Source organism: Liquorilactobacillus sicerae (assembly GCF_029916425.1).
GTDB classification, from domain to species: Bacteria; Bacillota; Bacilli; order Lactobacillales; family Lactobacillaceae; genus Liquorilactobacillus; species Liquorilactobacillus sicerae.
Window position 1 is genome coordinate 1 of record NZ_JAHAVQ010000021.1, and the last position, 18,451, is coordinate 18,451.

The following is an 18,451-nucleotide window of genomic DNA, read 5'->3' on the forward strand; positions in this document are numbered from 1 at the left end:
TTTGGATTTCCTTTGTGAGTCCTTTATTTTGTTTTAGCGTTGCACTTAAAGTGTAAATTCAAGGCATAAAATAAAAATCGGTACTTAGGATAGAAAAATTTCTATCAGTACCGAATATTATAGAACCTTAAAAAGTGCGGCTGCTAATCATGATCATTGATCAACCTTGATTAGCATCATTTTGTTAGTCAAGGTTGAAAAGACAATTTTTTGCAGAAGTTTAGCGGCTTTTTGTAATTAGCTTTGTTTGACCATAGTAAAGACCAAAACACCATCAATAAATGGAGCTTCAAACTGACAGTCATTAGGATTAAATAGGGCACAAGAAAACTTTAAGGATAATTGGTGGATTCATCCTTAAGCTGGTTTGTTGAACACAGGAAAGTCTGGTGAATGATAACTAAGCAGCAATTGCTTTTTATCGTCACCATCTATTTTTCAGGTCAGCAAAATATTACTAAATGCAGTAACTGAAGAGCATTTACAAAAGCCATCAGTTCCATTGCAGGCTAAAACCGGTCTACCAATTCGGAATGAATTAATTTTGCAAAAGGAGCTTTGATCTTGGAATTGAGATAATCGGCAAAAACACTGAGAGATTTATGGTATACTTAGTGCTAAAAATAACAAATAAAAAAAGAAAGTGATCAAATGCTAAATCAATATCCACAAGCCATGACGATTGCCGGTTCCGACAGTGATGGCAGTGCGGGGATGCAGGCTGACTTGCATACGTTTTTCACGCGAAAAGTTTATGGAATTTCGGTAATGACAGCCTGTGTTGCTGGTAACTCTTATGGAATCCATGCCAGTGTTTCCTTACCACTAGACTTTATCCGGCAAGAGTTTGCTGATATTGCAGCTGATTTTCAGGTCAAGGCTGTTAAAACTGGGATGTTGGCGGATTCTAAGCTGATCAAAGAAGTGGTTGAAAATTATCAAAAATATGATTTTGGTCCGTTAGTCGTTGATCCGGTAATTATGACTAAGCATGGTAATCAACTCTTGGCAGAAAATGCTTTTGAAACGTTGCGTGAAGAGTTGATTCCATTAGCTACCGTGATCACGCCTAACTTTTATGAGTCACAAAAGCTAACCGGTATCGAAATCCATACCGCAGCTGATTTAAAAGCTGCTGCAGAGCAATTGCAACAATTAGGGGCTAAGAATGTAGTAGCAAAAGGGCCACATCACGATCAACAGCAAACCGTCGTTAAAGATTTTGTTTTGCTGGAATCAGGGAAAAGTTTTTGGCTGAGTGAACCGTATTATCCGACTACTCACATCAATGGGACTGGAGATTCATTATCAGCTTGCATTGCGGCTGAAATTGCTAAGCAAACTCCGGTTGAAACAGCAATCAGAATCGCCAAAAGCTACGTTAATATTGCAATTAGTCAAGAAATTGCTGTCGGGCATAAATATGGTCCAATCAATCATTGGGCAGGCGAAGATTTATAGTTTTAATGACCGATAGTTTGGGAAAATCAAAGTAGTTTTTGTCTAAATATATACTGACAGCGCAAACAGTGACGGTTGAATTTACCGATTACTGATCAGTCACTCAAATGTAAATCAGCTTGAAGTGAAAAGCTTTCAGGCTGATTTTTGTATTTCAATTTTAGATTATTTATTATCATCATCTACCCAAGAAATACATTTTCAATTTTGGTATTAAAAACATTTGCTATCTGAAAGGCCAGTTTTAAAGAGAGGCTGTATTTATTTCTCTCGATTGCTGAGATTGTTTGCCGGGTAACCTTTAATTTTTCTGCAAGATCCTGTTGGGTCCAGCTCAAGTTAAAAAAAGTTAGTTTCGATTGAAAAAGACAAACTAGTCGTCAAGAATAATTCAACGACGGCCATTAACTATGTAATTGCTACTGGATTGGCAATTTTTATCATGATGATCATCCTGATCATTCCTAATTTATATGCTTTGCATTTTTTTAAGATGCAGAACTTTTTTAATAGGAGAAGGTCGATTTACAAAAAACTCATGATAAATATCATGTTAAATTAATTATGATCACTACTAGGAGGTTTGAAAATTAATTAGTATTCTTAGTGAAGGAGGTGGAACAATGAGCAAAGTTGTTGATGTTAAAGAATTGACCTTTAGTTATGGTAATAAAAAAGTTTTAAAAAATCTCAATTTAACTATCCATCAAGGTGAAATTGTCGGTCTGATTGGTGAAAATGGGGCTGGAAAAACAACACTTTTGCATCTTTTGCTAGGTTTATTGCCAACAGATCGGGGAATCAAAATTTTTGGAGATAAACCAGGTCGAAGAAACGCTTGCCAAAGGATTGGTTCAATGCTCCAAGGAGATATTGTACTCGCCAATGTGACCGTGACTGAAATGCTGTATGAGGCAGCCGCCCAATATCCTAAACCAAAAGATGTTACCGAATTGCTCCAAGAATCAGGTTTGCAGGCGCAAGCAAATCAACTTTTAACCAATCTTTCAGGTGGCTTGCAGCGAAGAGTGACATTTGCATTAGCATTAGTCGGGAATCCAGCCTTATTATTTCTAGACGAACCAACTGTTGGGATGGACGCCCAAGCTAGAAAGATGTTTTGGCAACAAATTCAAATTTTGCGTGACCTTGGCAAAACAATCGTAATTACAAGTCATTATTTAGAAGAAATCCAACAAACTGCTGATCGACTATTTATTTTACAAAATGGAACCTTTGCTTTTCAAGGAACTTTTCAGGAATTGCAAAATAAGTACAAAAGAACGATTATTCATTTTAGAACCAAACTAACAATTAAAAGTTTTCAAAAACTTGCAGCAGTAGTGGCGGCCACTCAAGCTGAAGATTGGATCGATCTAACTAGCGATGATGGCGATGCAACATTGCGAGCGTTGGTACCATTTTTGCCAGCAATCAGCAACCTTTCAATCCAACGAGCGTCATTAGAGAATATCTTCCTGAAAATGATAAATAAAAGGGGGTCATTATCATGAAATCATTTCTTGAACAATTTAAATTTGATACCAAACGCCTATTTATCAGGAACTTTTCCTTTCTATTTTTTTCATTGCTGATGCCTGCTGGATTTTATTTGCTATTTACGAAAGTTATGGTCAGTGGAACAACTGCTGAACTCTCAAAATTAAAGTTAACTTATCTGGGCAGTATGATTATTTATAGTGGTATAATATCAGCAATCTTTGGAATTGCCTCACTGCTAAAAGCTGATCGTGATAAAGGTTTTTTATGCTATTTACAGTTGACACCGTCTAAAGCTAAATATTATTATGGCTCTCTTTATTCATTAATAATCCTGGTTAACTTAGTCGCGGTTCTTGTTTTACAAACTTTAGCAGTGTTACTAAATGGCGTTAAGCTTGATTTATATCAAGTATTATTTAGTATGTTGGTTGTTGGCATTAGTCAATTACCAATGGTACTCCTTGGGACCTGTCTTTCATATTTAAAGAAACAAGAAACATTAAATGTCGTTAGTAACCTGATTGTCTTCCCGTTAGCGATTGTTAGTGGGCTTTGGTGGCCATTAAGTATTCTGCCGACTTGGATTCAAAAAATTGGACATGTCATGCCAACCTTTTTTGCTAACGACCTACTAAGTAGCGTTTTATTAGCCAATCAAATTAAAACGGGGAATATTATTGGAATAACCATTTGGATCATCATCGGGATTGTCGGCGTAATTATTACGCTGAAACTTTATCATCGCAGGGGATGGAGCTTTAATGCTTAAGAAGGTAAAACAAATTGATTGGGCTTCATATATCTGGTTAATATATTTGCCTTATACCTTAATAGAATATTTGCCGGTCAAAACGGCTAAAGATATATTTTGGATTTCAATGGTAGGTTTTTTTACGTTAACATATATTTTGGTTAACGAAGTCGTCAAATATCGGATGATTACAATTACATTTGAATTATTAATAACGGGAGCTTTTGCCTATTTTTCGTTCAATTTTTATTTAATAATTTTTCCTGCTTGGCAAGTTGCCTTTATCTTGGCACGCTATCCACGTAGGTACTATCGAATTTTTGCAACTAGCTATTATCTGATTATTGCAGTCAGTTTTTTTCGTTTACAAATGGTTTATCCCAATATATGGCAACAAAATGATATGCTGGGTATGATATTTCCGTTAGTTTCGCCAATAATTGCGTACTCCTATGCTCTTTCTTTATATAAGCAGCGGCAATTAAATCAAACTAATCGCAGATTGGAAGCTATTATTCGGCGCGGTGAACGGGAAAGAATTGCTCGGGATCTACATGATACTTTAGGTCAAAGTTTTTCGATGATCACCATCAAAACTGAACTCGCAAAAAAGTTATTAGCCAAAAAGCCTGAGAGAGTTGCTGCTGAATTGGCTGACATCGAAAATACCAGTCGGCAAAACTTGAAAATGGTTCGCGAAATTGTCAATGATTTGCATAAACAATCATTGAGTGAGGTTTTATTGGAGCAGAGCAAGAATTTATCAGCCGCAAAGATCATATTTTTTTCAAAGGGTGAAGAACAAGCTGGTAAGTGGCCAACGATTGTTCAAGAACGATTCGGAGCTGCAATCGTAGAATCAATTAGTAATGTTTTACGTCATGCTAGAGCACATGAGGTGCAACTTATCTTTAGCGATGAAAATCAGCTGTATCAAGTCGAAGTTATTGACGATGGAAAAGGCAGTAAGTTTAATAGCGAAAATTCGAATGGAATTAAGGGGATGCGAGCTCGAATGTTTGAAGGAAAAGGTAGCTTCAAAATTTATCATGATAAGCGCGGCACACATGTTTTAATGACACAAGCGAAGGTGAATGAACATGATTAGTCTGTACTTGGCAGAAGATCAAAGCATGTTGAATTCAGCATTAACGCAGCTTTTGGAGTTAGAAGATGACTTTCACGTCGTTGGTAGTGCAATTAATGGCGAATCTGCTTGGAAAGACCTTCAAAAGTTTGAGATCGATGTGGCAATTTTAGATATCGAAATGCCTAAAATGACTGGTTTGGAGTTGGCCAGCAAAATCAATGAAACCGGCTTAAAAACCAAAGTGGTAATTTTGACGACCTTTGCCCAAAAAGTTTATTTTGAACAAGCCGTAAAAGCGCAAGTCGCTGGCTATTTGCTCAAAGACAGTCCGAGTGATAAATTAATTGAAATAATTCGTGAAGTAAATCAAGGACAGACCATTTACGACCCCAATTTGGTCGTAAATATGCTATCGGCTGATAAAAATCCATTAACGAAACGTGAAATGGAAGTTTTGCAGGAAATTGGGCGCGGTTTAACTACTAAAGAAATCGCCAGTGAACTATTTTTGACGGAAGGTACGATTCGCAATTACTTATCGGCCATTTTCAGCAAGTTGGGGGCTAAAAACCGAATCGAGGCCATTCAAATAGCCCAAAAAAATAATTGGTTTTGAGCCTTACCTATTTTGATAAAAATAATAATTTTTTTGGACTTGTAATTTTTTAACAATTACCTGCCGAAAACTGCAACTGGAAAGAAACTTAAGATTGGAATTTGTCCAGACCAGGCTACAATAGTATTTATCAATTAAAAGTAATTAAATAGTATAGGACGATAGCGAGGAAATAAAGCTATGGAAAAAGAAATTAAAATTGCTGTTTCAAATGGATCATTATCAGGCACACTTATGATGCCTGATAATTCAGAAAAACCGGCAATTGTTTTAACTGTTGCCGGCTCAGGGCCAACCGACCGCGATGGTAATAACCGCTTATCTGGAGCAACTAACAATTTGAAACAATTAGCGGCACGATTAGCTGTTCATAATGTTGCTAGTTTACGCTTTGATAAGCGAGGGATTGGTAAAAGCCAATCTGCCGCAATCCCGGAAAATCAACTTAGCTTACAAACCTTTTAGGCATTGTCAAGTCCGAATTTTAAGCTAACCCCCTGTAACTGATACGCTTTCTTGGGCAAGGTATTTAAGCCATTCTGCAAATTCAGTCAACTTTTGATGCTTGGGCATAGCGAAGGCGGATTGATTGCCATTGAAGCTTGTCAAAAGTTTAAGACCGATGGGTTAATTTTATTAGCCATTCCTGGTCGTAACTTAGCAAACATTTTGCAAAATCAGTTAACTCGGCAACTGACAGGACAAGAAGAATGGTTACAAAGAAGCTTAAAAATATTGGATTCTCTGAAGAACGGAATTTTAGTTCCACAAGTTCTACGGAATTAGAAGCACTATTTCGTCCCAGTGTCCAACCATATCTGCAATCTATTTTAAAAGTTGATCCGGCGATAGAATTGACTAAATTAAGATTGCCAATTTTATTAATTCAAGGCACTGAGGATTTACAGATTTCTGTAGCTGATGCGGAGCTTTTAAAGCAAACGGTTTCAACAGCCAAATTAGCAATCATCCCAAAAATGAATCATGTTTTAAAAAATGTTCCAAAATCAGATATCAAAACCAACTTAGCAAGCTACCGGCAACCTGATCAACCATTATCACCTGAGTTGGTACAAACGATAATAAGCTTTTTAAAATCAAGTAAAGTATTTTGATAAAAATTAAAAATAGAAATTTTTTAAGTGATAAGACAGTCTTGATTTTTAATAGCCGCTAGCTGAGCAAAATTTAGTGACTATTTTTTTAAATTTTAATCATCACAAAATTTATGCATTATTAGCTCAAACTAGTAAATATTAAAGAAGGCTACCATTATGAAACAAAATGGAGCATTAAATCACATTGAAATATACGTAAGTAATCTAGCTACTTCAAAAAAGTTTTGGAGTTGGCTACTCGTTAATCATTTAGGCTATAAAATTTATCAAAGTTGGTCAAATGGAATTAGTTATTCTATAAATTCCAACAGTTATGTAGTATTTGTTCAAACAGATGCAGAAAAATAACACCTTCTTACGATAGAACTCACGTTGGTCTTAATCATTTGGCATTTTCCGTTTCTGATATACAAACCTTAAAACAAATAAGAAGTGAATTACAATTAAAAGGTTATACTGAACTATACGCAGATAAATATCCTCATGCTGGTGGTAACGATAACTACACGCTTTATTTTGAAGATCCTGATAGAATTAAAGTTGAGTTAGTATTAATTGCCAAAGAAGATGAGTTTTAGTTATATGTTCGGACCTTGTCGGAATTTGATTTTCAAAATTCTCACAGCTATCCCTGTATTATGCTTATCATTTTTAATAATTCTGAAGCCTTAAAAATCATAATAATCCATCATTAAAAATCTTCTTACTATTGCTTATATTTCGAAGGAGGAATTCATATGCAAATTATTGATATAGATGAGCAGCAGCAACGAAAACGAGTAATCAAACTTTTTTATGAACTATGGGGCAGCACTAAAATGGTAATCTCGTCTGGTGTCTACGATATTAAAAACTTGAAGGGATTTGTAGCTGTTCAATCAAATAAAATATTAGGAATAGTAACCTATGTATCAAGAAAAAACGAAATCGAAGTTATTTTTCTTGATAGTTTACTGGAAAATCAAGGAATAGGGAGTAAACTGCTCATTGAAATAGAAAAACTTTGTGCTCGAGAATCCAAAAATAAGATTAAAGTCATTACTACTAATGATAATTTACACGCTTTAAATTTCTACAAAAAAAGAGGTTATACAGTGCTAAACGTATTAGAAAATGCTGTTGAAAAAGCACGTTTAATCAAACCAGAAATACCCCAAGTTGCAGAAAATGGTATAGCTATTAAGGATGAAATAATTCTTCAGAAAATAATTTCAAATTTTGAGTCCGATAAAATAGTTAAGTCTATTATCAGTAATAATACTGACCTAATGAATATTCTAAACATCATAAAAAAACAAAATTTGACTCAAAGTGCATTAGTTGCAGGGAGTATTAGAAATACAATTTGGCAAAAGCTTCATCATCAACCTTTTAAACTTAAATCAGATGTTGATGTTGTCTTTTTTGATGAATGTATTCCTGAAAAAGCAAATCAAGAAATTCAAAATCATTTAGAAAAAATAGCTCCTCAATACATGTGGCAAGTAAAAAATGAAGCCTATATGCACAACTACGATTTTAGTAATCAAACACCTTTTAACTCTGTAACAGATGCAGTATCCCACTTTGTTGAAACACCAACATGTATTGGTGCTTTTTTAGATGATGCGCATGAATTACAGCTTATTGAACCTTTTGGAACAACAGACTTGGTAAATTTAACTGTTCGGCCAATCCCACTTTTTAAACAAACTGACAAGTATTTTAATATTTACAAAGAACGGCTAAAAAGTAAGAATTGGCAAAAAGAATGGCCAAAGCTGAATATAATTATTTAATTAGGAGGATAACGATAAAATTGTCAACTGATAATTTGAAAGAAATTTGGGACATTTATGATCAATCATTAAATAAAATTACAGAAAAGAAACGTTTCGAACCATTAAACAAAGGTGAATATCATTTAGTAGTTAATGCCTTTATATACAATTCTAAAAATCAAGTACTTTTGCAAAAAAGAGCTATGGAAAAATTAAACTATCCTGGTTACTGGGAAGAATCTGTTGGCGGTTCTGCTTTAAAGGGAGAAAATCATCTTGATGCAATTCAAAGAGAGATTAAAGAGGAGCTCAATTTGGATTTACTAGTCTATGAAAAGAACTTTTACATGCGTTGTATTGAACAAAATTGGATTGAAGATTGGTTTGTTTTTCGAACTGATTTTCAAATAAATGATTTGCAATTACAAACTGAGGAAGTGGAATTAGTTAATTTATTTAGTTTTGATCAAGCAATAAAACAGTTAAGAAATTTTGGCATTCGTCCTTATAAAGAACAGCTAGATCAAGCTAATAAAATTATTCATATGACAGCATGACTTATATGCTTTTTGGAACTTTAAAGAGATAGATAGCATTTAAAGGGGTCATTCTCGTTAAATTTACAAATTTCCACGAAAAAAATATAAAATAGTAAAGTTAAATCTATCCAAACATCTTAAAAATTATACACAAGGAACGAAACTAGTGATAAAAATCTAGTTAAGTAATGAACTTTTTTCTAATAAATTCTAATAATATATAAAAAATCTAGCTGAATTATTTATCGGAAAGCGTAAAAACATTGACATTGCAATATATGCACATATTCATCATCCAACTATGCGTTATGTTGATTTAAACTGTCTAAATGAGCAGGGTGATAATTACAATTATTCACTCGCAGATGAACGATTAGTTCTGAATATTGGGTCAATCGGATTGCCTTTTGATGAACCTACTCACTTATACAAAGAATGCCGTGCAGAATATCTCCTACTAGAAATTGGAGATAAAGGGGATATTTATTCTCAATTTAAAAGGGTATCATATGATAACCCTTCTACTTTTAAAAGAGCTATTAAAAATGACTTACCTTATTAGTATCTTTGAAATATAAACTTTTAGATTAGAGGGATCCAATTGATAAAAGATTACATTAAATATATTAGACAATTAATCGGTCACAAACCAGTTATATTAACCTATGCAGGTGGAGTCTTATTCAATAACAAGGGAGAAATTCTTTTACAAAAACGTTCTGACTTTAATAAATGGGGGTTGATTGGTGGAACAATTGAATATTATGAAACTGCCTCAGAAGCTTGTATTAGGGAATTCAAAGAAGAAACTGGGTTAAATGTGACTGTAACAAAATTTTTAGGAATTGATAGTAGTGGAAAACAAAAATATCCAAATGGTGATCAAGCTAAATCAATTCTTATTTTTTTTAAAGTACAGTTGCTTTCAGGAAAACTAAATGATAAAAATTCTGAAACATTAGAGCTGAGATTCTTCCCACTTGATTCATTACCTCAAATTTTCAATGACCAGCATATGCGAGTACTAAATAACATAAAAAATAATGTTGATATTTTTTATGATTAATACAAAAATATATCAAGTTTAATAATTACTCTGCTTGAGAAGGAAATTATTAAGCAACTATGGGCAATTAATTTTTATTAGCAAGACTACAAGTGAATTTCAACTACTCCATTAAAAACTACTGTAAAATATGATAAATTAAAATCTAAACTATTTGTAAAATAACATATGCATCATATGTGACAATAAAGTTCTTGCCTGTAACAATTTTGACATGCGATTATACAATAAGGAAATATTTTTTTCAACAAAGCGTGATAGAAATCAACCAAAAAAGGAAAAAATGGCTAACATAATTTAATAGTGATAATCCATTAGACTAACTCATTTTATTTTTATTATATATGGGAGAGATTAAAATGATTACATCTCGTATTTTCAAAAATTCTGATGCAGAAGAAGTTGCTAATTTAGTAAAAAAAACAATGTACATTACCAATATAAAAGATTATTCTAAAGAATATCTAGAAAATGATCTTAAAGACCTGACTGCGCAAAAGCTTATTGAAAAAGCTAAATATTTTCATTGTTATGTTTTAACTGATACTGTTAATAATGACATTGTTGCAGTTGGTTCAATTGGCCCTTATTGGGGGAAAAAAGATGAAAGCAGTCTGTTTAACATCTTTGTTCTACCTAAATATCAAGGTAAAGGAATCGGACGTAAGCTAATCACAGTATTAGAAAACGACATGTATTTCAAAAGAGCTAACAGAATTGAAATTCCTGCATCAATTACTGGACTGGGTTTTTATCAAAAAATGGGATATCATTTTAAAAATGGCAACAACACCCTTGATAATGAACAACTTTATCGGCTGGAAAAATTCAATTAAAAAGCTGAGAAAAACTAAAAACAGTATATTTGTCAAAACAAATTTAATCAACTGTTATCTAACAATCTACAAAGAAGAGAGCATTTATGAAAAAAACTAAAATTTTAAGTTGCCAGTTCTTTTAAAAATATTGATTTAGTCAATAACATATCAAAAGAGCTAGAAGAATTAGGTTTTGTTAGAACATATGATTGGACTAAAAATTCAAAAACTGAAATAGGTACCCTAAATGATTTACACAATATTGCATATAAGGAGTATGCTGGAATATTAAATAGTGATTTTTTTATTTTCATATTTCCAGGTGGAAAAGGGGCAAATATTGAATTTGGAATTGCTACAGCTTCCAAAAAACCAATCTATGTATTTGATACAACTAATGAATTTAATACTTTAACAAAGACTAGTACTTTCTATCAAATGGACCATGTACATAGTTTTAATAAAGACTTGCAACATTTCATTAAATTCATAAATACGACATGTAATGTTAGGAGCGATTAAAATGTCTAAATGGTACGAAGACCGAATTGGTTCTGCAATTAATGGAACTAATCCAATGGTTATGACTGAATTAGAAGGTGGTTATGCTGTTTTTGGTGATGTACAATTTTTACCGGGATATTCTGTATTATTGCCAAAAAGAAATGTTTCATCTTTAAATGATTTGAACATAAATGAAAGAACTTGTTTTTTACGTGATATGAGTATCTTAGGTGATGCAGTTCTTTACGCTTGCCAAGCAAAAAGAGTTAATTATGATATATTGGGGAATACTGATGATTTCCTTCATGCACATGTTTTCCCAAGATATTTAACAGAAGACCCACAAAAATTGAAAAAGCCTGTTTGGCTATACAGTTCTGATCATTGGTCTAATTCCAAATATAGTTATAATCCTCAAAAGCACGATCAATTAAGGAAAAAAATAACTAATTATTTGGTCGAATTTAAAAATCAATTAGATTACTAGTATAGTATAAATGGAGGTTACTTATGGAACAATGTCTTTTCTGCCTAAAATACCTAGTAAGAAAATTTATGAAGATAGTTATTCATGTGTATTTTTAGATAAAGCTGAGGATGTTAATTATCACATGCTAGCAATACCTAAAAAACATATTAGTAATATTTTAGACTGTGATGGTGAAGCATTAATCCACTTAACCAACGCTAGTCAAACAGTTTCTAGACACTGCATTAAATGCGGATTTTCTGGTATTAATATCCTAAATGCTAATGGTAAAGATGCTGGTCAATCTATTGCTCATTTTCATATTCACTTAATTCCAAGAAAAAAGGGCGATAATATTAATGCATGGCCTAACTTTGACGAATGCTCAGTTTCTCTGGAAAATACATATGCTTTCTTAAAAATAAACTAGTTATAACTAGAAGTAATTAGTGAACTTTTCTGAGAGACTTGTTTGGTTAGTGTCCCCCACAATTTTTGATCTACTTTTTAGAAGGAATTATATAGAGGTGATTATTTCTTGTGATTCTTAATCAACTTAACAACTAATATAATTACTGAATCAAGCATAACTTGTAAAGCATTCTTAATGGTGGTTTCTAAGATTTTAACACTATAGGACCACTGTCTTAACTTTTCTATAAAACTATATTTCATAAATCTTTTAATCAATTATCGCTCCAAAATCATAGAGCAGTTCCATATTTTGATTATGTACTTAATAATTAACTAATATTCTCTATTGTTTCAAAATCCTTCTAATAGTATATTAATAGTAATTACTTACTATATTTATTGGAGATGGACAAATTGATTACTTACACTAATGATAAAAAGATAACAGCCAAAGAATTGGCTTTATTATTTGAGTCATCTGGAATTCATAGGCCAATTAAAAATCTCCCTCGTTTACAAAAAATGTTAGATAACTCAAATATTTTATGGACTGCTTGGGAAGAAGATGAGTTGGTAGGTGTTGCGCGAGCTTTAACAGATTTTAGTTATGCTTGTTATCTATCAGATTTAGCGGTTGCTAAAAAGTATCAAAAACAAGGAATTGGTCACAAACTAATTGAAATGCTTCATTCACAGATTGGTCCTGATGTATCTTTAGTTCTTTTAGCAGCTCCATCAGCTTTAGAATATTATCCTAAGGTGAACTTCGAGAAAGTCAGTAATGCCTTCTTGCGGAAAAGACGTCCGTTCTAATAGATAAATTTGCACTTTAAAATAATAGTTAATATTTGTTTATGCAGCCTTACAGGTTAATTTTCATTTTTATAAACAGTTTTCTTCAATATTTTAAACTTATTCAGAGACACTTAATTAAATGATAGGACTATTTTTTCTTTGCGATCGGTCCAGATAGCTAGTGGTGCACATAATAATGGAACGAAGTCAATATTTGAGACACATTTTGTGAGAGATTTTTTAAATCAAAACCAGTTCCGTGGTTCAAACAAACATTAAAATCAAAAACGTTTTAATATTTGTCTGAGCCGCGGCTAAATGTTATCTGCTCTCAGTTAAATTTGCCACGTTAATAATTATGTTAAGCGAGTATTTGCTTTGACTTCATCTCCATTTCAAAAGGCGTTAAATAATCAATACCGGAGTGAATCCGTTGACGATTGTAAAAGCGAAAGACATAGTCAAATAAGCTAGCTTTTGCTGACTCAAAAGTGGGATAGACTGGGCATTGATAAACGAGTTCCTTTTTTAAAGTTGCATGAAAAGACTCAATACCGGCATTATCGTAAGGACAGCCCTTGCGGCTAACCGAGTTGGTTGGCAATGTACTTAATCAAGCTTGTGAGACTAGAACCGTCAAGGCTGGTTTGATTCTGCACACTGACTTGGGCAGCCAGTACCGAAGTTTTGCCCTTGAAACATCATTGAAGCAAACACGCTATCTGGCACTCTTACAGTAAACGTAGCTATCAGTATGACAATTCTGTGGTGGAGTCATTTCATGCCAGTTTCAAGAAGGAGGAAGACAATTTGGCTCAGTTTAGTTACATTGAGGGATTTTATAATTCTCGGCGGATCATTAGTGTCGATGGCTATTTAACTCCAGATGAAAAGGAACAATTAGTCAATTAGAAATCCTACATAATTGTGTCTAAAAACTTAACTTATGTCCATTCGTAGTATGTATGGTTAGTATATGCTGTAACACATGTTAATCACATGAAAATTAATATAATAAGAGCCTACTGTCTTTTGTTTCTTGCAGCAATAATTGAAGTTTTTGTTACCCCAGGATTAGCCTTATAGTTGTTAGGAGATTAATTATGAAGAATTTAGATATGTTAGTACGTGTCATTACAATTATTTTATTGTTAGCGACAATAACTGCCTTTTTCTTTAAGGGTCTCAGTACTATAACTTATATATGTGCAATAGTTACAGTGGTATTGGCTTTTGTATATCAATTAATTAAACGGCATACAGATTAACTACCAAGGAGTGAGAATAATGTGTATGACTAAGGTGAGTATGAGTCAAGTCAAGAAAAAATACGATAATTTTATATTGGGCGACATAAATTTTCAAGCAAAAGAAAAAGAAATCATTGGTTTAATTGGTGAAAATGGTGCTGGAAAAACCACACTATTAAAATCCATTGGAGGAATCAATAAGATAGATTTTGGAACTATTAAAAAAGATTTTAAAGAATTAGGGTTTTGCTTTGACAGCGTTCCATTTCCTGAAGAACTAAACATACTTCAGTTGGAACATATATTTCAAAACATTGGAATAAACTGGGATACTCAAGCTTTTTGGCCTTATATTAAAGCACTTCAGTTACCTATTAAAATACCGATATCCAATTTTTCCAAAGGAATGAAAATGCAACTAAACTTATGCATTTCTATTTCACATCATCCAGACTTATTGTTGTTAGATGAAATAACTAGTGGCCTTGATCCTCTTATGCGACGAAAAGTATTGCGACTAATCAAAAAATATGTAGATCAAAATGACTGTGCAGTAATAATTACCACTCATAATTTGAATGATGTTGTAGAAATCTGTACTCGTTTTGACTTGCTAGATCATGGAAAAATCATTTTGGAAAAAAGCATGCAAAACTTTGGGGCAGAAAACCTTGAGAAACTATTTGAAGAGACAGTAAAAAAGGCGAATTCAGGTGAATAAATATGCTTGGATTAATGTTAAAAGATTATTATCAGCTGTGTGATAAGTGGTTCAAAAAGATATATTTGTTAGGTGTATCTTTTTCTTTAATTATAGCCACAATTTTTCTGAAAAGTGATAGTTGGATAGTAGCAACATTGATATCAATGATAATGATTAATAGCATTCAATCACTCTTTCTATCCGATAATAAAAACAACTGGACAAATTTTTTAACAACTTTATCTATAAAAAAATCTATAAGTGTTCTTGCAAGGTATCTATTTGTTATCATTGTCTGTGCTGTAACTGCTATACTGAATGGGCTATTTTTTCTAGTGATATCATTATTTTTCAAAGGTATTACTATTGAAAGCATAATGATTGTTCCTATTTGCTTGTTTACGGTTTCAATAATCTATATATCCTTTATTCTTCCTTTTTTATATGCTTTTCAGCAAAACGGACTAACTGTTGGTGTGTTACTGATTTTAGGGATAGCTTTTGTAAGTATACGTTTTTTGGATATTTTGTCTAAAATAAAAAAATTAATTTTACTAGATTCTAAACCTGAATTAATATTTCTTGTCGCTCTTGTTTTAATTATAACTGTTGCTTTGTCATATAGTATTGCCTATGTAATTAGTTTAATTAGAGGAGAAGAATAAATATGAAATTTAGACATACAATACTATATTGGATTTTTGCATGGGGGGATTATTGTATTAGCGACCCTAAGAGTATTTAAAACATTCAAAATTCTGCCTAATTCTAATCGCATTTTAAAAGGAATTCCTGTTGATATAGTAGCACCTACCTTTGGAATCTTGCTATGTTTGGTAGTTTTTATATCAGCTTTAGGAAGTTACCTAGTATTCTTTGTATTTAATAAAATCAAACGGTTGAACCTTACATTCTTATCTCACTTTAAAACAAAGTTGGGAATCCCTTTCTCTGTAAAATTAAACCATTAATCGAAAAGTGATTCTAATGTGTCTTTGACTTGACCAAAACCACGATGGCTACGATTGAAGTATTTTTCGTTGTAGCTTATGACTTGAACTCCAATAAAATTGTCTAAAGATTTTTCGTTTGGAAACTGTTCTTTGGGTTTGGTCTTGCGTTAAATTCTTTTGTTCAGTGACTCTAAGATATTGGTTGAATAAATTGTCGGTCGAATGGCAGGAGGAAAACTCAAGAAAGCTAGTAGTTCATTTTCAATGGATTTAAGTTGCTGAATCAGATTGGAATACGATTTCCCCCATGCACCATAAAAATCATTTAAGATCTTGTGTGCTGCAGTTACATCGGTCGCTGAATGCAATATCATTTAAGATTGCTTCACGATCTTTTAAACGCACATGCGAACCAATATTACGCATAACATGTACTAGGCATCTTTGGAATTTGGAATAATGCTGGCTGCAGACCAACCATTCCGTCTGCGATGATCAACTGGACTTGCTTTAATCCTCGTTGTTTAAGATCTTCTGCCATTTCTGACCAAACTCCTGCGTTTTCACTTGGAGCGATTCGATAATCAAGAACTTCTTTGATGCCGACAGGTGTAATACCTAAAGCAATATAGACTGCCTCTCTTTGAACTGAATCACGGCGTAAAGGTAAGTAAGTTGCATCTAAGAAGAGACAAACATAGTTTGCCTTGATAGCTCGTTGATGAAAAACTTCAATCTGTTTTGTTACCTGAGCAGTGATATTAGAAACAGTAGTAGGTGAATAATAAGAGCCATACATTTTTTCAATCAAATCTGCAATTTCACGGGTCGTAACGCCCTTGGAATAAAGCTGAATGATTGTTGTTTCTAAGCGTCCTGACGACGAGAATAGGCTGGAAGCAGGTGGTTATGAAAATGGCCTTGACGGTCACGCGGCACAGCAATCTTCAACTTACCATATTCAGAGTCAATTAAGCGGATAATACTGGCCATTGCGAGAATTGCCCGAATTAAAGCCGCAGCGGTCATAAGGATCATAACCAAGCAAAGCTGTTAGTTCAGCTTGCAAGATTTGATTAATAGCTGTTTCGAGTTGTTGACGAAAAAGTTCTTTAACATCGCCATTTGATAATAGAGTTTTGGTTAAATCTTTGGTAAACTGGTCCATGGGGAATCCCTCCGTTTGGTTTGGTTTGACGATTTAATCATACGGGGAACTGGTTTTGATTTAAAAAATCTCTCACAAAATGTGTCTCAAATATTGACTTCGTTCCATGGTGGTATACTTTTAAATTAGGATATTATTAAACTAATTTTTTAAGTTTTATTATAGTTTAGGGTGAAAAGGGAATAATGAAAAAGATTATTGCGCTTCCATTTAAGTCTTGCTGAACGGACAATTTTTTTAGCAATATAACTATCTTAGGGAATACTGTACTGCAAGCTTATCATGCTGAAAGATTAAAAAAACGATCTGGCTATGCATCCTAAATACCTAAACAATCCTCAGCTACATGATGAATTACGTTAGAAAACAACTAGTTATCTTATCAAATGTCTGAATAACTAGAAATTTTTTTGATTAAAATAAGAAGAGAGGTCTTTTTTTGTTAATGGGATTGAATCATGATCAATTTTTATTAGTCAAACAAGGTGTTAAAACAATCGAAATTCGCTTAAATGACCCAAAACGCTCACTTTTAAAAATCGGTTCATCAATTACGTTCAAAGATTTGAAGACACAAAAAGAACTAAGTGTGAGTGTTAATAAAATATATAAATTTAAAACTTTCAGTGCTCTTTACCAACGATTTTATGGTTTAGAAGTCGGTAGTGCCGCAGATGATTCTTTAGAGACAATGATCAATGACACTTATGCGATATATTCACCTGAACAAGAAAAAAAATACGGTGTTCTTGTAGTATCAGCTTAAAACCATGACAATACATAAGAAATTAATGACTATCTTATTATTAAATAACTCAGCAATAAAACCAAGTCAGTTTACAATGGTATGACATTGTAGATTTATCAATTTCTATATGCTTGATTTAACTCATTACACCCCATTTCACATTCAACATGATAAAGCATACAGACAATTTTATATCTTTCTGGATTTGAGAGAGCAAAAAAGGGTGAATCAAAAAAACAGTTGGTTTGCCCGCTTAAATATTCAATTGAAGAACGTCCAATTAGTGTTGATAAACGAGAAGTCTTTGGTCACTGGAAAGATGTTCTTGATTAATTTGTGGACTTTTTTGGTAAACGTGCAAAACATTGTTGTTAGCGTAAAGTATTTGTGGGTGGAAATTAAAAAAGTCAAAAAAGAGAAATAACTCTCTTTTACAATTGTAATTGCAAAAGAACAATGAAAGAGGGTGCTTGTGGATTTGACAACACTTGACAATACCGGATAATTTTTGTTTAGCTTTAGTTTACATAATATATATTATCAAAAGTAGAAGTGAAAAAAATAAAAACTGCGAAATTAGTTTTCACAGTTACTATTCTGGTTCTATAATATTTGGTACTGATAGAAATTTTTCTATCCTAAGTACCGATTTTTATTTTATGCCTTGAATTTACACTTTAAGTGCAACGCTAAAACAAAATAAAGGACTCACAAAGGAAATCCAA

The 18,451-nt window shown here is 32.9% G+C and carries 20 protein-coding genes and 5 pseudogenes; 21 read left to right on the forward strand and 4 right to left on the reverse strand.

Going from position 1 to position 18,451, the window contains the following annotated elements:
* The first annotated feature begins 651 nt into the window (after nucleotides 1-651).
* Nucleotides 652-1,461 carry a bifunctional hydroxymethylpyrimidine kinase/phosphomethylpyrimidine kinase gene (gene thiD / locus KH893_RS10625; RefSeq protein WP_281166106.1) on the forward strand — a complete coding sequence of 270 codons (810 nt, stop codon included), beginning with the start codon at nucleotides 652-654 and terminating at the stop codon, nucleotides 1,459-1,461.
* Nucleotides 1,462-1,643: 182 nt separating this feature from the next.
* Here the strand turns inward: thiD and KH893_RS10630 are convergent, their stop codons facing one another.
* Nucleotides 1,644-1,799, reverse strand: coding sequence for a helix-turn-helix transcriptional regulator (locus KH893_RS10630; protein WP_281166107.1), 156 nt, complete (start codon nucleotides 1,797-1,799; stop codon nucleotides 1,644-1,646).
* Between the two features lie 285 nt (nucleotides 1,800-2,084).
* On the opposite strand from KH893_RS10630, the gene KH893_RS10635 reads away from it, so the two are divergent.
* The 16 genes and pseudogenes from KH893_RS10635 to KH893_RS10700 all read left to right on the forward strand — a co-directional run bounded on the left by KH893_RS10635 (nucleotide 2,085) and on the right by KH893_RS10700 (nucleotide 12,922).
* The gene (locus KH893_RS10635) at nucleotides 2,085-2,975 is read left to right on the forward strand and encodes an ABC transporter ATP-binding protein (protein WP_281166108.1); all 891 of its coding nucleotides are present in this window, start codon (nucleotides 2,085-2,087) and stop codon (nucleotides 2,973-2,975) included.
* Nucleotides 2,972-3,733, forward strand: coding sequence for an ABC transporter permease (locus KH893_RS10640; protein ID WP_281166109.1), 762 nt, complete (start codon nucleotides 2,972-2,974; stop codon nucleotides 3,731-3,733). The genes KH893_RS10635 and KH893_RS10640 overlap by 4 nt, the downstream gene beginning before the upstream one ends.
* A complete protein-coding gene (locus KH893_RS10645; protein WP_281166110.1) occupies nucleotides 3,726-4,823 on the forward strand; it encodes a sensor histidine kinase in 1,098 nt (365 codons plus the stop codon). Before KH893_RS10640 ends, KH893_RS10645 begins: the two co-directional genes overlap by 8 nt.
* On the forward strand, nucleotides 4,816-5,421 hold the full coding sequence (locus tag KH893_RS10650; protein ID WP_281166112.1) for a response regulator transcription factor: 606 nt from the start codon (nucleotides 4,816-4,818) through the stop codon (nucleotides 5,419-5,421). Before KH893_RS10645 ends, KH893_RS10650 begins: the two co-directional genes overlap by 8 nt.
* 180 nt (nucleotides 5,422-5,601) lie before the next feature.
* Complete coding sequence (locus tag KH893_RS10655; protein WP_281166113.1) at nucleotides 5,602-5,886, forward strand: alpha/beta hydrolase; 285 nt, start codon at nucleotides 5,602-5,604, stop codon at nucleotides 5,884-5,886.
* A gap of 245 nt (nucleotides 5,887-6,131) precedes the next feature.
* The gene (locus KH893_RS10660) at nucleotides 6,132-6,536 is read left to right on the forward strand and encodes an alpha/beta fold hydrolase (protein WP_281166114.1); all 405 of its coding nucleotides are present in this window, start codon (nucleotides 6,132-6,134) and stop codon (nucleotides 6,534-6,536) included.
* Between the two features lie 159 nt (nucleotides 6,537-6,695).
* Nucleotides 6,696-6,887 carry a VOC family protein gene (locus KH893_RS13085; protein ID WP_345803733.1) on the forward strand — a complete coding sequence of 64 codons (192 nt, stop codon included), beginning with the start codon at nucleotides 6,696-6,698 and terminating at the stop codon, nucleotides 6,885-6,887.
* 38 nt (nucleotides 6,888-6,925) lie between these two features.
* Complete coding sequence (locus KH893_RS13090) at nucleotides 6,926-7,117, forward strand: VOC family protein (protein ID WP_345803734.1); 192 nt, start codon at nucleotides 6,926-6,928, stop codon at nucleotides 7,115-7,117.
* Between the two features lie 159 nt (nucleotides 7,118-7,276).
* Nucleotides 7,277-7,750 (forward strand): annotated as a pseudogene (locus tag KH893_RS13230) (GNAT family N-acetyltransferase); the annotation flags it as partial.
* 84 nt (nucleotides 7,751-7,834) lie between these two features.
* Nucleotides 7,835-8,317 (forward strand): annotated as a pseudogene (locus KH893_RS13235) (nucleotidyltransferase family protein); the annotation flags it as partial.
* Between the two features lie 20 nt (nucleotides 8,318-8,337).
* Complete coding sequence (locus KH893_RS10675; RefSeq protein WP_281166116.1) at nucleotides 8,338-8,856, forward strand: NUDIX hydrolase; 519 nt, start codon at nucleotides 8,338-8,340, stop codon at nucleotides 8,854-8,856.
* A gap of 583 nt (nucleotides 8,857-9,439) precedes the next feature.
* Nucleotides 9,440-9,904 (forward strand): NUDIX hydrolase, encoded by a 465-nt coding sequence (locus KH893_RS10680; protein WP_281166117.1) that lies wholly within the window; start codon nucleotides 9,440-9,442, stop codon nucleotides 9,902-9,904.
* 359 nt (nucleotides 9,905-10,263) lie between these two features.
* The gene (locus tag KH893_RS10685) at nucleotides 10,264-10,740 is read left to right on the forward strand and encodes a GNAT family N-acetyltransferase (RefSeq protein WP_281166118.1); all 477 of its coding nucleotides are present in this window, start codon (nucleotides 10,264-10,266) and stop codon (nucleotides 10,738-10,740) included.
* 505 nt (nucleotides 10,741-11,245) lie between these two features.
* A complete protein-coding gene (locus KH893_RS10690; RefSeq protein ID WP_281166119.1) occupies nucleotides 11,246-11,713 on the forward strand; it encodes an HIT family protein in 468 nt (155 codons plus the stop codon).
* 31 nt (nucleotides 11,714-11,744) lie between these two features.
* Entirely contained in the window at nucleotides 11,745-12,125 is a 381-nt protein-coding gene (locus KH893_RS10695; protein WP_281166120.1) for an HIT family protein, read from the forward strand.
* A 389-nt stretch (nucleotides 12,126-12,514) separates the two neighbouring features.
* Nucleotides 12,515-12,922: a GNAT family N-acetyltransferase gene (locus KH893_RS10700; protein ID WP_427860338.1), complete on the forward strand. Its 408-nt coding sequence runs from the start codon at nucleotides 12,515-12,517 to the stop codon at nucleotides 12,920-12,922.
* Nucleotides 12,923-13,265: 343 nt separating this feature from the next.
* Here the strand turns inward: KH893_RS10700 and KH893_RS10705 are convergent.
* Nucleotides 13,266-13,496: pseudogene (locus tag KH893_RS10705) on the reverse strand (IS3 family transposase); the annotation flags it as partial.
* Here KH893_RS10705 and KH893_RS10710 point away from each other — a divergent pair.
* The 3 genes from KH893_RS10710 (at nucleotide 13,483) to KH893_RS10720 (ending at nucleotide 15,522) form a co-directional block, all read left to right on the forward strand.
* Nucleotides 13,483-13,644, forward strand: coding sequence for a hypothetical protein (locus KH893_RS10710; protein ID WP_281166126.1), 162 nt, complete (start codon nucleotides 13,483-13,485; stop codon nucleotides 13,642-13,644). The pseudogene KH893_RS10705 and the gene KH893_RS10710 overlap by 14 nt on opposite strands.
* A 547-nt stretch (nucleotides 13,645-14,191) precedes the next feature.
* Nucleotides 14,192-14,875, forward strand: coding sequence for an ABC transporter ATP-binding protein (locus KH893_RS10715; protein ID WP_281166122.1), 684 nt, complete (start codon nucleotides 14,192-14,194; stop codon nucleotides 14,873-14,875).
* Between the two features lie 2 nt (nucleotides 14,876-14,877).
* Nucleotides 14,878-15,522, forward strand: coding sequence for an ABC-2 transporter permease (locus KH893_RS10720; RefSeq protein WP_281166123.1), 645 nt, complete (start codon nucleotides 14,878-14,880; stop codon nucleotides 15,520-15,522).
* 302 nt (nucleotides 15,523-15,824) lie between these two features.
* Here the strand turns inward: KH893_RS10720 and KH893_RS10725 are convergent.
* Nucleotides 15,825-16,978 (reverse strand): annotated as a pseudogene (locus KH893_RS10725) (IS256 family transposase).
* Nucleotides 16,979-17,417: 439 nt separating this feature from the next.
* Between KH893_RS10725 and KH893_RS10730 the strand changes: the two are divergent.
* Entirely contained in the window at nucleotides 17,418-17,744 is a 327-nt protein-coding gene (locus KH893_RS10730) for an ASCH domain-containing protein (protein WP_281166124.1), read from the forward strand.
* A gap of 70 nt (nucleotides 17,745-17,814) precedes the next feature.
* Here KH893_RS10730 and KH893_RS10735 read toward each other — a convergent pair.
* A pseudogene (locus KH893_RS10735) lies at nucleotides 17,815-17,992 on the reverse strand (ArsR/SmtB family transcription factor); the annotation flags it as partial.
* Nucleotides 17,993-18,451 lie beyond the last annotated feature (459 nt).

What these genes read in the sequence shown, in the direction of transcription:
- thiD (WP_281166106.1), top strand. Translation starts at nt 652, where the DNA reads ATGCTAAATCAATATCCACAAGCCATGACGATTGCCGGTTCCGACAGT.
- KH893_RS10635 (WP_281166108.1), top strand. Translation starts at nt 2,085, where the DNA reads ATGAGCAAAGTTGTTGATGTTAAAGAATTGACCTTTAGTTATGGTAAT.
- KH893_RS10640 (WP_281166109.1), top strand. Translation starts at nt 2,972, where the DNA reads ATGAAATCATTTCTTGAACAATTTAAATTTGATACCAAACGCCTATTT.
- KH893_RS10645 (WP_281166110.1), top strand. Translation starts at nt 3,726, where the DNA reads ATGCTTAAGAAGGTAAAACAAATTGATTGGGCTTCATATATCTGGTTA.
- KH893_RS10650 (WP_281166112.1), top strand. Translation starts at nt 4,816, where the DNA reads ATGATTAGTCTGTACTTGGCAGAAGATCAAAGCATGTTGAATTCAGCA.
- KH893_RS10655 (WP_281166113.1), top strand. Translation starts at nt 5,602, where the DNA reads ATGGAAAAAGAAATTAAAATTGCTGTTTCAAATGGATCATTATCAGGC.
- KH893_RS10660 (WP_281166114.1), top strand. Translation starts at nt 6,132, where the DNA reads ATGGTTACAAAGAAGCTTAAAAATATTGGATTCTCTGAAGAACGGAAT.
- KH893_RS13085 (WP_345803733.1), top strand. Translation starts at nt 6,696, where the DNA reads ATGAAACAAAATGGAGCATTAAATCACATTGAAATATACGTAAGTAAT.
- KH893_RS10685 (WP_281166118.1), top strand. Translation starts at nt 10,264, where the DNA reads ATGATTACATCTCGTATTTTCAAAAATTCTGATGCAGAAGAAGTTGCT.
- KH893_RS10690 (WP_281166119.1), top strand. Translation starts at nt 11,246, where the DNA reads ATGTCTAAATGGTACGAAGACCGAATTGGTTCTGCAATTAATGGAACT.
- KH893_RS10695 (WP_281166120.1), top strand. Translation starts at nt 11,745, where the DNA reads ATGTCTTTTCTGCCTAAAATACCTAGTAAGAAAATTTATGAAGATAGT.
- KH893_RS10700 (WP_427860338.1), top strand. Translation starts at nt 12,515, where the DNA reads ATGGACAAATTGATTACTTACACTAATGATAAAAAGATAACAGCCAAA.
- KH893_RS10715 (WP_281166122.1), top strand. Translation starts at nt 14,192, where the DNA reads ATGTGTATGACTAAGGTGAGTATGAGTCAAGTCAAGAAAAAATACGAT.
- KH893_RS10720 (WP_281166123.1), top strand. Translation starts at nt 14,878, where the DNA reads ATGCTTGGATTAATGTTAAAAGATTATTATCAGCTGTGTGATAAGTGG.